Consider the following 13,431-nt stretch of genomic DNA (forward strand, 5'->3'; position numbering starts at 1 on the left):
CCCTAGGGAGTCGATTACGGCGTCATACCAGTCCCGCTCGGGCTTGCGGTGGGCCAGCCGCAGCGGCAGCAGGATGTTCTCCTCCGCGGTCAGCTGCGGCAGCAGGTTGAAGGCCTGGAAGACGAAGCCGAGCTGGTCGCGGCGCACCGCCGTCAACTGCCGGTCGTTCATCCGGGCCAGGTCCTTCCCGGCGATGAACACGCTGCCGGAGTTCGGGGTGTCCAGTCCGGCCAGGCAGTGCAGCAGGGTGGACTTGCCCGAGCCGGAGGGCCCCATGACGGCGACGAACTGGCCGCGGCTGACGGCCAGGGAGACGTGGTCCAGGGCGGTGACCTGTGCCCCGCCGGTGCCGTAGATCTTGGTGAGCATGCGGGCCTCGACCACTTTCGGGGCGGCCGGGTCGGCGCCGGACAGGCCCAGGTAGGTGGATTCGGTGGGGGCGGACATCGGGATCCCTCCGTAACGGCTTGAACTGGCTGACGGGTTAAACCCTAGGAACCCCAGAAACCATTGAAAATACGCCGAAAGACGGAACTATCGGACGGCCGCGGACAAAAGTCTCAGCGCCGTCTACCACCTTCGCACCACCCCCGTCTCACCCTCCAGCACGAGACCACAGTCACACCAACTCGGGGTAGTCCCTGACGCCGGCCTTCCGCCTGCACGAGCCGCGGTCCACATCGGAACCTCAGTCTCGCCATTGGGCGGAGGTATGGTCCCAGCGTCCCTGACGACGTGAACCGTTGAGGACCTCATCCAGACACGCAGCGGCCACCTTGAGCGAGGCGTCGAGCGAATAAAGCGCTGCCGGAAACTCGGCGAACTCGCGCGCCTGAATGGAGTAGGCACGCTCCCACCCCGGGGAAGGCGAGACGAGCGCGGTTGGCCTCGGGATTCGCCGGCGACTGGACTCGTGATCCACCACTTCGCTCAGTCTCGCGGCGTCGAAGTCGAGGTTGACAATGATGCGAACGATGTCTGCCAAATCGCGGTAGCGCGTGGAAGCCGTGCGTGTCTCTCCGTGCAGTTCGTATAGCGCACAGATCTTGTCCGCAAGATGGTTCTCAACAGGCACTGTGGGCACAGGCGGTAGATCCGCGATCGTCTCATGCTGGATGATCGGTGCTGGGGTAAGCCGGTCAACAGGACCGTTGATGTGGCGCCGGGTGGTTATGTCTATGCTGAAACGGCTGAACTCGGAGGCCCCGAGCAGGACCCGGACGTCGGCCTTTGCCGTCAGAACTCCATAGTCGTAAGCATCGGGCGCGCTGTGCGGCGACACGTTGAGGAGTTCAAAACGGAACGGATCAGAATCAATGGGTCGGCTCAGGGCCGACTTGAGTTCTTCTCTCAGCTCTTTCACGTCAGTCCAGCCATGTGCGCGGGCAAGGTCGACGTCGCGGGTGAAGCGGCCACCCCGAGTGCGTATGAGCAGCGCGTTACCGCCCAAAAGCAGCCACGCATCCGTCTCATCGGCGAACAGGCGCTTAGTCAGCAGCGCGAAGACGTACTGCTGACGAATATCGTCGGCAGTGACTCCGCGGCGTCTGGCTTCAAGCCTGATGCGCGAGTTCAACGACTGCCGCAGACGCGAAGCGGCGAGCCGGTCAATCATCTACGCCCCCATCCCGTGAACAGCCGCAGTCAGACGCCGAGTCGTTGCCTCATCCAGCCCCATCTGCGGGATCAGCGTTGCAGGCGCGTACCGGATGGTTTGGAGGGCTGCAGACGGCGGGCCGGCGATCGTCAGGAGTGCGGCGACGAGATCGGCTCCGGTTTTGTGCCCGTACGCGGATGTGTAGGGCTCAAGCGCTACGGCGATCTCCTCGAGGTCGGCCTGCGAAGTGCCGACAGCGTCTCTCACGGCTGCCGCAAGATGCTCCACGTCGGTGTGATCAGCGGCCAGGTCGGCAATGGTTCGCGGGACGGTGGTGACCGAAATGCCGTCGACGACGGTTACATCGCTGTCAGTGAGTGGGGCCTGTCGGTAGCGGATATCAGGCTGGCGAGTCTGTTTCCTGGTTGGAGCCGTCAAGGAATGACGACTCGGAATAAGTTCGCCGATACCGTGCAGCGCCGCTGCGGACGTGTGAGAAACGGCGGGGCTGTCCGGGTCATCGACGCGCTCGTCTGCGAACCGCCCCGGGTCCGTACTTAGCCATGCGCCGCGAACATCCTGGTGCAGATCACTTTCAGAGCCGGGCAGTGCGTACACGCCGTGGCGAATACGGACCAGCCCGTCGGAGGCAGTCAGGCGGGTGAGTGTGGTTCGGTCGATGCCGAGCCGTGAGGCCTGAGCCGTGGTGATCAGGCCTCGCTGCGAACCAGTGGCGGAAGATAACGTGCGGAGTGCGTCTGCGGTTCTCATACGACCTCCTGCTGCGTTTGCTACATCTATAATGTAGCAAACGCAGCAGGAGGGTGCATGCCAGCACAGTAGCTAAGCGAAGCTCTCCTGTCTCCGACTTGCCTCGCTCGGAGCGGCCGCCCCGAACCCCGGGCCGCTCCCTACTCCTGGGCCAGCGCGCTCACCGGAGCGACGGCGGCGGCGCGGCCGGCGGGCCGCAGCGCCGCCAGCACACCGATGGCCGCGGCGGCCAGCAGAATCCCGGCGAGTCCCAGCCAGGGCACCTGCAGCACCAGGCTGTCCGCGGCGTCGAGCCCGAACACGGCGACCACGGCTGTCATACCGCACACCGTCCCCACAGCCGCCCCGAGCAACCCGCCCAGCAGGGAGGTGAGCACCGCCTCGGTGATGAACAGGCGCCGCACCTGGCCGCGCTGCACCCCGGTGGCGCGCAGCACCCCGATCTCCCGGAAGCGCTCCAGCACACTCACGTCGGTGGTGTTGGCCAGCCCGGACAGGGTGATCAGCAGGGTGAAGGCCAGCACCGCCACAATGATGGTGACGATACGACCAACCTGGTTATTGAGACTGGTGCGCTCGGTGGCGGAGGTGCTGACCACCAGGTCGGGCCGCTGCAGGGCGTCGCGCACCGCATCGACCACGCTGGTGTCGGTGCCGTCCCCGGCGGTGCGCACCCACAGGGAGGTGGCCGTGACCTCGCCTCCGGACAGCTCGGCGGCGACCGCCCGGGTGACGACCGGCCCGATACCGGACTCGGCCACGTGCACGGTCAACTCCCTGCTGCCCTCAGAGCCGGTTAGGGTGACGGCCGTGCCCTCGGCCAGACCGTAGTTGTTGGCCAGGACGAGGGTATCGTCGTCCAGCCCCTCCAGGCCCTTGTCAGAACGCAGAACCGGGGCGACCGCGGCCGGGTCCACCGCGGACACGGTGATCTCGTCTACCTCGTAGGTGCTCGGGGTGATGCCCACCTCCAGTACGGGGACCACCGCCGCCTGTTCCACACCGTCGGCGGTCTTTGCGCGGGCGGCCAGCGCCGCGGCGTCGTCGGCGACGGTGATCCCGTCCACGCGGATGTCGACCGGCGTGCTGGCGCCCATAATGGCGTTCACGGAGGCGCTGGTGGTGGCAATACCGGACAGGAGGGTGGCGCCGACCGTGACCGTGACCAGCAGCGAGGCGGTCGTGGCGGCGGCGCGCCCCGGATTGCGCGCCAGGTTGCGGGCGGCCAGGTGCAGCACGGGCCGGCGGGCACCACCACCGAGCCACTCCACCAGCCGGGCCCCGCCGACGACGAGCAGCGGCAGCCCCGCCAGCACGCCCAGCACCATCAGCACCGCACCCACGGCCGTGTAGATGACCACCTGCGCCCACATGCTCAGCCAGGTGATGCCCAGGCCGATCAGGGCAACCACCACCCCGGCAGCGGCGGTCCGCATCCGGCGACGGCTCAGCGAACGCTCATCGGCCACCTGCCCCGTCAGGGCCACCAGCGGGGATACACGAGTCGCCTGACGGGCGGGGCGCACCACCGCCACCAGCGTCACCGCGGTGCTGAGCACCACCGCCAGCACCATGGTCTGCCGGTTGACCGTCAGGTAGCGCGTCTCCAGGCCATCGACCAGCCCGGAGCGGGTCAACAGGCCTGCCAGCACCACGCCCAGGAGCGTGCCCACCGCCGAGCCCGCCAGGCCGGTGGCCAGGGCGCTGCGCAGCACCGAACCGAACACCTGGGCGCGACCCGCACCGATGCAGCGCAGCAGCCCGACCTGCCGGGCCTGCCGCGCCACCAGGGTGGAGAAGGTCGTGGCGATCACGATCCCGGCCACCACCGCGCACACCGGGCCGAGCAACTGCAACAGCATCTGCGTGGTGGAGTTCATGTCGCCCATGTTCGACGCGCGCATCATGACGATGTCGGAGGCGGCGTAGACGCTGGCGTCCAAACCGGCCGCGTCGAGGGCCTGCGAGACGGAGTCCATGAGCTCCTGCGTGCTCATGCCGTCCGTGGCACTGACGTACAGGGCAGCCGGCGCCGTCGACAGTCCCAGGGCGGCGCGCTCGTCGGCGGTGGCGAAGATGTACTGCTCATCGGTGCTCCAGCGGGTGATCTCGGGGCCGGGGGCGATCACACCCACCACGGTGGCGGTGGTAGGGACCGCGACTGGATCGTCCTTGAGCGCCATGGCGCTGCCGACCGCGACATCCTGCTCGGCCACCGAGGGCGAGACCGCGATCTCGCCCTCCTTCTCCGGCAGGCGCCCCTCCGTCAGGCGCGTGCTGCCGGACAGGGAGGGCACGTCCAGCACGTAGGTGAACTCGGTGCCGCCGCCGCTGCCCATGCGGTCGATCCAGATGGTTCCCTCCGAATAGCTGCGCACACCGGCCACGCCGGGAGCCGCGGACAGGGTGGAGGCGGCAGCGTCGGACAGTTCCCCGCCTCGCTCGGGCAGGACGACGACGTCGGCGTCCCCCAGACTGGCGCGGGCGGCGGCGGTCATCTGGGTGGTGGCCGTGTCGGAGACGATGAAGCTGAAGACTATTAGCGCCGCGCTCATGGCCACCGCCACCAGGGCGGCCAGGGTGCGGCGCAGGTCGAGCATGGCGGGCATGGGCGGGGCTCCTTCACTTGGTTCCGGCGCATCCGGAGCAGTTGAGGCCCACGCTAGGAGCGTGCCGGCGCGCCCGAAACCTCACTTCGACGGATCTTTCCGGGGTCCTGCGGTACCAAAGCCCACCGCCGTCTGCAACCTTCGACCCGTGGCATCTCCTCCCGCAGGATGAGGGCCGGGGCCGGCGCGCTGCAGCAGGCGTGGCACGGCCTGCCACGCCAATCGAACCGCCCGCGGCCCGGCCACCACGGGATCCGGGTCGGCGCCGTCTACCCTCGTGCCATGAGCAGCAACGCCGGTTCCTCCCCCACGCCGCCCGCCGCGGAGCGCCGCTGGCGCGACGACCTGCACCTGGCCCACACCATCGCCGACCAGGTGGACCCGCTCACCCAGGCCCACTTCGACGCCCAGGACTTCGAGGTGGAGACCAAGCCCGACCTGACCCCCGTGACCGCGGCCGACCGCGAGGCCGAACGGCTGATCCGCGACTACCTGGCCCGCGCCCGCACCCGCGACTCGGTGCTCGGCGAGGAGTTCGGCACCACCGGCCACTCCCCCCGCCAATGGGTGATCGACCCGATCGACGGCACCAAGAACTTCGTGCGGGGCGTACCCGTGTGGGCCACGCTCATCAGCCTGGTCGAGGACGGCGAGGTCGTCGTCGGCCTGGTCTCCGCGCCGGCGCTCGGACGGCGCTGGTGGGCGGTGCGGGGCGGCGGCGCCTGGACCGGCCGTTCCCTGGCCTCGGCCCGCCAGTTGCACGTGTCCAGCGTGGCGAGCCTGGAGGACGCCTCCCTGTCCTACTCCTCGCTGTCCGGCTGGGCCGAGCGACGGCGGCTCCGCGGCATGCTCTCACTCATGCAGGCCTGCTGGCGCACCCGCGCCTACGGGGACTTTTGGTCCTACATGCTGCTGGCGGAGGGCGCGGTGGACCTGGCCGCCGAGCCGGAGCTGGAGCTGTACGACATGGGTGCGCTGGTGCCGATCGTCACCGAGGCGGGCGGCAGCTTCACCTCCCTGGCCGGCGAGCCGGGCCCCTGGGGCGGCAGCGCCGTGGCCACCAACACCCTGCTGCATGAGGCGGTCCTGGAGCACCTGTCGGCCGAGACTGACTGACCTGGGCCGCCCATCAGGCGAGCGCTGCCGGGCGGCTGAGGCCGGTTCCACACGCCCAGACGCGCACACCGCGGCCCGCGCCCGGTAGCCTCTCAGGGAACTAATTGCACCCGATCCCTGGGAGCCTCATGAACTGGCTGCACGCCGTCATCCTCGGCATCGTCGAGGGCATCACCGAGTTCCTGCCCGTCTCCTCCACCGGGCACCTGAACATCGTCGAGAAACTGCTCGGCTACAAAATCGACGACGTTGGCATGACCGCCTTCACCGCCATCATCCAGGTAGGCGCGATCCTGGCCGCCGTCGTCTACTTCTGGAGCGACATCGTGCGCATCGTCGCCGCCTGGCTCAAGGGCCTGGCCAACACCGAGGCGCGCACCGATCCCGACTACACGCTGGGCTGGGGCATCATCCTCGGGTCGATCCCGGTGGCCGCGGTGGGCCTGTTGTTCAAGGACTTCATTGAAGTGACCTCCCGATCCCTGTGGGTGATCGCCGGCGCGCTGATCCTGTGGTCGGGCGTCATGTGGCTGGCGGACCGGCGCAGCGACGGCCCCTCCGGCGCCGCCCACACTTCTGCGGGCAAGGGCATGCGGGAGGTGTCCATCAAGGACGCCCTGACCATCGGCGCCTTCCAGGCGCTCGCGCCCGTCTTCCCCGGCATCTCCCGCTCCGGGGCGACCATCTCCGCGGGACTGTTCCTGCGCTTCGACCGAGTAACCGCCACCCGGCTGTCCTTCTTCATGGGCATCCCGGCGCTGCTGGCCGCCGGCGCCCTGGAGGCGGTAACCGCAGCTGGTGACATCTCCGCGACGGTGGGCTGGAGCGCCACCCTGATCGCAACGGTGGTCTCCGGCCTGGTGGCCTACGCGACCATCGCCTGGCTGCTGCGCTTCGTCTCCTCCAACAAGTTCACCGGCTTCCTCATCTACCGCGTGCTGCTGGGCCTGCTGATCATCGCGCTGGTGGGAACCGGCACCATCGCCGCCTGAGCCTTAGCGGCGCGCTCACGGGTCGGCCCCGCCCAATCACACCCGCAAGCACCAGAGGCAGCCGCGCCGGCGTCCTGACCACACACGCAATCCAGGAGTTGTCGGCGCGATGATGGTGTTTAATGTCGGGGTCTTGGTTGGTGTGGTGCGCGAAAGCCGGGGCGATTATGGTCTGGGGGTTGATCCGGGCCGGTGCCTGGCATCCGCGGGCAGATGTGCGGGCCGTGAGAACACGGTCCCCGCGGGCAAGGGCTCTGCCCGATCTGCCAGACCCCTATGAAGAAGTCCGGCCGCACCACGTCGCAGGCACCCAACGGCGGATGCGCACCGCCTGCCGGGCCCCGGCCGCCACGCCGCCTGGTGCCGGTCCGCCCGCTCCCGCCCCGCCCGGCCAGGCGGGCTCCCAGGTGTACACCGACCGTGCACCGACGCTGAACCGCCCCGAGTTTGGACCCCCTTGCGCCGGCTTGGACCCCCTTGCGCCGGTTCGGACCCCTTGCGCCGGTTCGGACCGTCCACGCCGCATGCAACGGCGGTCCAAACGGACTCTCGGGGTCCGAACAGGGGGACAGCGGTCCAAACCGAGGAGGCCGGCAGCACGCCTCCGCCGACACGCCGGCCCAAAGCACCACATTCGCGCCGATAACCCGCAAGCACCAGAGGCAGCCCCGCGCCGGCGTCCTGACCACAAGCGCAATCCAGTCGGGTACGAAAAAAGCCCCGCCCACGGCGGAGCCCATGACTCACGAGTCTGCGTGGAGCTAGGGGGATTCGAACCCCCGACCTCTTCCATGCCATGGAAGCGCGCTACCAACTGCGCCATAGCCCCTAAGGATGACCTGCCCACCGCGCCCGCGGTGGTGATCGTGGAGCTAGGGGGATTCGAACCCCCGACCTCTTCCATGCCATGGAAGCGCGCTACCAACTGCGCCATAGCCCCTCGCGGGTGCCGCCCTCGCGGGCAACGCCCAAACTCTACGGAGTCAGACGCGTCCCGAGCAAATCAGAAACACGTGCAGTGCCTCACCCGTCCGCTCGAAACCGCTGCCGCCCGCACACCGGAGCGTTTACTGCGCATTCCACTCGGCCAGCATCCAGCCGGGCTGACGCTCCCCCGGCAGCAGCACCGCATGACGGCAGTTGTCCATGCTCCGCAGCCCGAACCAGGAGCCCGAATCTAGCCCCAGCAGGTGGCTCACGCCGAGCGTGATCGCCGAGCCGTGAGAGACGACCACGACGGTTCGATCCTCAGCCGACATCGTCTCCTGAAGGATGCGCCGCAGCGTACCTCCCACGCGCGCCGAAGTAGCGGCCCGAGTCTCCACGCCCACTCCGGCGGGATCCTCCCCCCGGCGCCAGGCGGCGTACTCCTCGGGCCAGTGCGCCTCCATGTCGGCACGCGCCAGCCCCTCCCAGCGGCCGAAGGAGCGCTCGAGCAGCCCCTCGTCGAACTCGACCTCCGTGCCGGTCAGCTCAGCCAGAGCATGCGCGGTCTGCCGGGCGCGGATCAGCGGGGAGGAGACAATGCGCACCGGATCCAGTGCGGCCAACCCGGGCGCCGCCGCCCGCGCCTGTTCACGGCCGGCCTCGTTGAGGGGGATGTCGATGCGTCCCTGCACGCGCATCCCGGCGTTGTAGTCGGTCTGCCCGTGCCGCCACAGGATCAGTCTCGTCATGATCTACACGCTCCGACGAGCCTGGCCTCAGCCCTGGGCGGGCTCCGGCTCGACGGCGGGGAGGGGCACCATCGGGCAGTCCTTCCACAACCGCTCGAGCCCGTAGTACTCGCGATCCTCGTCCCGCAGCACGTGCACAACGACGTCGGCGTAGTCCAGGAGCACCCAGTTGGCCTCTTCGAGTCCCTCTCGCACCCGGGCCTTGGCACCCGCCTTGAACATGGCCTCCTCTACGGCATCGACAACAGCGCGTACCTGGCGGTCATTGGCGGCGGAGACGATCAGGAAGATATCCGTGAAGGCCAGGCGCTCGGAGACATCGATGGCGACGGCGTTCTCCGCCTTCTTCTCTGCGGCGGCACGGGCCGCTGCGGCGGCCAACTCGACGGCGTGTTCAGTGGCGGGCACGGGGCTCCTTCTGCGGCTGGTGGTTGGGCTCTGCCTTTAACTCTAGCGGCGAGGTGGGGTCAGATCACCAGCCGCGTCCAGGTTTCGATTGCCTCGGTGCTTTGAGAAAAGATGGAGATTGCACCACTGTTGTCCAAGTACCACAAAACCGCAAGTACCACCAATGCGAGTACCACTGCCAGGAGAATTACCAGCAGGATTCGTCCCGGACCTGAGCCGCCCTGGGCCTTTCCCGGCGCCGCAGCTACCCGCTCGTCAGTGTCCTCCACGGCGGCCGCCGGGGTCGTAGCAGCGACTGTCTCCACTGCATCGTCGCTCGCCGCTGACTCCGCCGCATCCAGGGAGGGCCACTGCGGATTGTCTATGCCGTCATAGATCTCGACGGCATCGGGCTGAGCCTCGGTATCGTCGATACCGTCGGTCTCCTCACGAAGGTCAGAGCCGGACTGCTGCGAGACCTGCAGCGCCGCGTCCGGCTGGATGACCGGCTGGACGGCGCTCAGCTCGCCCGTGTCTGTATCCACCGTGCGCACGCCCTGAGCGGCGGCCGGAATACGGACGATCGGGCGACGGGTCGGCGCGGCCGCCTCGGCCTCCTCCGACGGCGTCCCGGCGCCATCCTGCTGCTCCTGCTCCGCGACCTGCTCGGCCGACTGGACCGGGAGCTCACCAGTGTCGGTGCCGTCGCCGCCGACTGCGGCGGGACTCGGCTGCCGAGTACCAGCGGTCTCCAACTGTTCCTCAGCATTGCGCCCGTCGTCGGACGCCCGCCGGTGCCTGAGCGAGCGTCGGGTAGGGACCGGGCGGGGCTCTGCGGATTCAGTGGTCTCCGCCGCGATCGGGGCGTCGACGGCCTCGAGGACGCCGGTGGGCAGAGCGGAGATCTCCTCCATCTGCGCATCGGTCAGCCTGGTGCCCGCCACCTGTGGGGATGCGGCGCCCGGAACCCCCGCTGCCGGGGCGGCATCCGCGCCCTCATCCGTTGCCGGAGTGATCTCCGCGTTTTCGTCCTCGGCGGCCTGGCCCGTCGCAGGCGCTTCAGGAGAGGGAATTACCACCGGGACTTGGGCCGACGGCGCGCCCTCGGGCTGCGTGACCGCCTCGGTCTCCTCCGCAAGCGGCGTAGGCGCCTCGTCGGCCGGGGCCTCCGCCTCCACCGGCGTCTCGGCCTCCAGGTCCGGTTCGGCCGGGGCCTCCGCCTCCACCGGCGTCTCGGCCTCCAGGTCCGGTTCGGCCGGGGCCTCCGCCTCCACCGGCGTCTCGGCCTCCAGGTCCGGTTCGGCCGGGGCCTCCGCCTCCACCGGCGTCTCGGCCTCCAGGTCCGGTTCGGCCGGCGTCTCGGCCGTGGCGGGCGTCGCCGTCGGCGACTGCTCGGCGGGCACGCCGTCGACCGGCGTTGCGGGAGCGGTGTGATGCCCGGTCGCCTCGTGCGCGGGGGCCTGGATGACGGGCTGATCGGCGAGCGGGTCCTGGAGGGCACGGGCCTGCTCAGGAGTGATCTCACCGGCCTCAAGCGCCTGCTGCAGTGCCTCAGCCTCCTGACGCAGGCGCCGCATCTCGCGGCGGGTGAGCAGCGGCTGCTGCCCGGTCAGGTAGGCCTCGCGCTCGGCAGCTCGCTCCGCCTCCCGCATGGCACGACGGCTGCGACGCGGGGCGGCACCCGCCGAGCCGGACTCGGGCTGGTTGACGACGGTGTTCTCACTCACCTTCGCTCTCCTTCCTCAGGGACTGCTCACGCGCAACACGGGCGGTCATGGACGTGGTGGACGCGGACCGCTCGGCCATCCGGTAAAGACCGTACTTGCGGATGTACTGGACCACGCCGTCGGGCACGAGGTACCACACCGGTCCGCCCCGGCCGACGCGCCTACGGCAGGCGGTGGAGGAGATGGCCATGGCGGGCACCTCCACCAGCGAGATCTTGTCCGCGGGCAGGCCCGTGTCTGTGAGCACGTGCCCCGGCCGCGTCACCCCGACCATGTGCGCCAGGGACATGATCTCCTCATTGTCCTTCCAGGTGAGGATCTGGGCGAGCGCGTCAGCACCCGTAATGAAGTACAACTCGGCGCCAGGGTACTCCGCCATGATGTCGTGGAGCGTGTCGATTGTGTAAGTCGTGCCGCCGCGGTCGATATCAACCCGGGAGACGGTGAAACGCGGGTTGGAAGCGGTCGCGATAACCGTCATCAGATAGCGGTGCTCGGCAGGAGAGACCCTCCGGTCCTTCTTGAAGGGCTGCGCCCAGGTGGGCACGAAAATGACCTCATCGAGGTTGAAGACGTCCTGCACCTCGGATGCGGCGACGAGGTGGCCGTGGTGGATCGGGTCAAAGGTGCCACCCATGATGCCGATGCGCAGGGGGCGCGTGCTGTCACTCACGAGCGCCCCTCCTTGCTGCCTTCCACGCACTCTCCTCCAGTCCGTCCCGCTCGCCGACTGCGCGCGAGCACCTCCATCCTGCCACGCCGGTCCGGCACAGACCGATTCTCACACGCGGCAAGCCAATGTTGAGACGTCCACGACGGTCCGCAAGTCATGACATCCACCGCCGCAAAACGCACACACCAGCACCCAACTATGGCTACGATCACAGCAGGTTGTCGTCATCCTGCCAATGGTGCTCCACCCGAGTCCCTGCCAATGTCGGTGAACCTCGGAACAGGCTCCGACCGGGAAGCCGGATGCCGGCGCCGCTGACCCCATCCCGAAAGGAGTCCGACGATGATCTGGTTCCATCTTGCCGTCGTCCTGCTGTTCATAATCATCGGTGCCCGCATGGGCGGCGTCGGCATTGGCCTGGCCGGCGGCGCCGGCATCCTGGTGCTGGTACTGACCGGCGTGCACACATCAACGGACGACGCCCCTTGGGAGGTCATCGGCATCATCATGTCGGTGATCTGCACAGTGGCCGCCTTGCAGCTGGCGGGCGCCATGGACCACCTGGTCCACCTCACCGAGGTGCTGCTGCGCAAGCACCCCAAGCAGATTGTGTTCCTGGCGCCGATTGTCACCTACCTGATGTCCCTGCTGTGCGGCACCGGGCACACCGCGTACTCAGTCATCCCCGTCATTGTGGACGTGGCCAAGGGGCACGGCATCCGCCCCTCCCGGCCGCTGTCCATCGCCGTCGTTTCCTCCCAGGTCGGCGTGGCCGCCTCTCCGATCTCCGCCGCCATGGTCGCCCTGGTCGTTGCCCTGGAGCCGATCAACATCGGCTACTTGCAGTGCCTGGCCATTGTCATCCCCACAACCTTCATCGGCTGTCTGGTGGGCGCCGTCGTCGCCTACTTCCAGGGCAGCGAGCTTGAGGACGACCCGGTCTACCTCGAGCGCAAGGCGAAGGGACTGGTCAAGCCGTCTGCCGCCGCGGCCGCCGATTACAAGGCCGCGCCCAGCGCCGTTCCGAGCCTCATCATCTTCCTGGTCGCCCTGATCCTGGTGGTCACCTACGCGACCGTCTCCTCCCCGGAGCTGGGCATCATGTCCGACCCGCCGATGGGCTCGACCCCCGCGATCATGACCATCATGCTGGCGACGGCCGCGATAATCTGTGCCGCAGCCAAGCGGCCCACGGCGCAAATCGCCACTCAGGACACCTTCCGCGCCGGCATGACGGCCGCCGTGTGCATCCTCGGTCTGGCCTGGCTGGGCAACGCCTTCGTCAACCAGTACGAGGAGACCATCTCCAACGCGCTGTCCGGCCCGTTCCAGGCGGCGCCGTGGCTGGTGGCCGTGTTCTTCTACTTCGCGGCACCGCTCATGTTCTCCCACGCGGCCACCACCCGGGCGTTCATGCCGCTCATGGTGTCCCTGGGCCTGCCGGGGACGGCACTGGTCGCCTCCTACCCGGCGGTGGCGAACTACTACCTGCTGCCCAACTACCCGACGACGGTCGCCGCCATGGAGATGGACGACACCGGCTCCACACGCGTGGGCAAGATGGTGCTCAACCACCCCTTCGTGCTTCCCGGCACCGCCGCCATCATCGTGTGTGTGGCCCTGGGCTTCCTGATCGCGCCGTTCATCATCTGAGCCGGGCCGGTGCGGGCCGGACTCGACGGAATCAGGCTGTGGCCTGGTCGCGTCGCCGTCCGGCAGCCCAGGCGCCATGGGATCGGGGAGGGCGTCCGAGTCGATACTCGGACGCCCTCCCCGTTTCCCTTCACGGCGCCCAGGCGGGCGCAACATCGAGGACGCGGGTCCGCCGCCGGTGACGCCGGCACCCGCCTTAGAGGACTCTCATAGTCATCTCATCGTCGTCT

At 68.6% G+C, this 13,431-nt stretch carries 11 protein-coding genes and 2 tRNA genes; 3 read left to right on the forward strand and 10 right to left on the reverse strand.

All coding sequences use genetic code 11. From position 1 onward, the window contains the following. From BLR49_RS05705 to BLR49_RS05720, 4 genes are all read right to left on the reverse strand, one after another. Positions 1-447: ABC transporter ATP-binding protein (locus BLR49_RS05705; protein WP_143013716.1), on the reverse strand; the 447-nt coding region annotated here is incomplete at its 3' end. Between the two features lie 241 nt (positions 448-688). Further along, positions 689-1,615: a nucleotidyl transferase AbiEii/AbiGii toxin family protein gene (locus BLR49_RS05710; RefSeq protein ID WP_092534824.1), complete on the reverse strand. Its 927-nt coding sequence runs from the start codon at positions 1,613-1,615 to the stop codon at positions 689-691. Then, on the reverse strand, positions 1,616-2,368 hold the full coding sequence (locus BLR49_RS05715; RefSeq protein ID WP_092534827.1) for a type IV toxin-antitoxin system AbiEi family antitoxin domain-containing protein: 753 nt from the start codon (positions 2,366-2,368) through the stop codon (positions 1,616-1,618). Positions 2,369-2,508: 140 nt separating this feature from the next. Further along, positions 2,509-4,977 carry an ABC transporter permease gene (locus BLR49_RS05720; RefSeq protein WP_092534830.1) on the reverse strand — a complete coding sequence of 823 codons (2,469 nt, stop codon included), beginning with the start codon at positions 4,975-4,977 and terminating at the stop codon, positions 2,509-2,511. Positions 4,978-5,259: 282 nt separating this feature from the next. Between BLR49_RS05720 and hisN the strand changes: the two genes are divergently transcribed. Further along, entirely contained in the window at positions 5,260-6,093 is an 834-nt protein-coding gene (gene hisN, locus BLR49_RS05725; protein WP_092534833.1) for a histidinol-phosphatase, read from the forward strand. A gap of 128 nt (positions 6,094-6,221) precedes the next feature. Then, positions 6,222-7,085, forward strand: a complete 864-nt coding sequence (locus BLR49_RS05730) for an undecaprenyl-diphosphate phosphatase (protein ID WP_092534837.1) — start codon at positions 6,222-6,224, stop codon at positions 7,083-7,085. Between the two features lie 756 nt (positions 7,086-7,841). Here BLR49_RS05730 and BLR49_RS05735 read toward each other — a convergent pair. From BLR49_RS05735 to nadD, 6 genes are all read right to left on the reverse strand, one after another. Continuing rightward, positions 7,842-7,914: transfer RNA gene (locus BLR49_RS05735), tRNA-Ala, on the reverse strand. A 38-nt stretch (positions 7,915-7,952) separates the two neighbouring features. Next, positions 7,953-8,025, reverse strand: a tRNA-Ala gene (locus tag BLR49_RS05740). Positions 8,026-8,152: 127 nt separating this feature from the next. Then, positions 8,153-8,761 carry a histidine phosphatase family protein gene (locus BLR49_RS05745; RefSeq protein ID WP_092534840.1) on the reverse strand — a complete coding sequence of 203 codons (609 nt, stop codon included), beginning with the start codon at positions 8,759-8,761 and terminating at the stop codon, positions 8,153-8,155. Between the two features lie 27 nt (positions 8,762-8,788). Next, positions 8,789-9,169, reverse strand: coding sequence for a ribosome silencing factor (gene rsfS / locus BLR49_RS05750; protein WP_092534842.1), 381 nt, complete (start codon positions 9,167-9,169; stop codon positions 8,789-8,791). Between the two features lie 59 nt (positions 9,170-9,228). Then, on the reverse strand, positions 9,229-10,875 hold the full coding sequence (locus BLR49_RS05755) for a hypothetical protein (RefSeq protein ID WP_092534845.1): 1,647 nt from the start codon (positions 10,873-10,875) through the stop codon (positions 9,229-9,231). After that, a complete protein-coding gene (gene nadD, locus BLR49_RS05760; protein ID WP_092534848.1) occupies positions 10,868-11,548 on the reverse strand; it encodes a nicotinate-nucleotide adenylyltransferase in 681 nt (226 codons plus the stop codon). Before nadD ends, BLR49_RS05755 begins: the two co-directional genes overlap by 8 nt. Positions 11,549-11,890: 342 nt before the next feature. Between nadD and BLR49_RS05765 the strand changes: the two genes are divergently transcribed. Further along, the gene (locus BLR49_RS05765) at positions 11,891-13,201 is read left to right on the forward strand and encodes an anaerobic C4-dicarboxylate transporter family protein (protein WP_092534850.1); all 1,311 of its coding nucleotides are present in this window, start codon (positions 11,891-11,893) and stop codon (positions 13,199-13,201) included. The last annotated feature ends 230 nt before the right edge of the window (positions 13,202-13,431 follow it).

The sequence above is a fragment of the Actinomyces ruminicola genome, assembly GCF_900103885.1.
In the GTDB taxonomy this organism is placed as follows: Bacteria; Actinomycetota; Actinomycetes; order Actinomycetales; family Actinomycetaceae; genus Actinomyces; species Actinomyces ruminicola.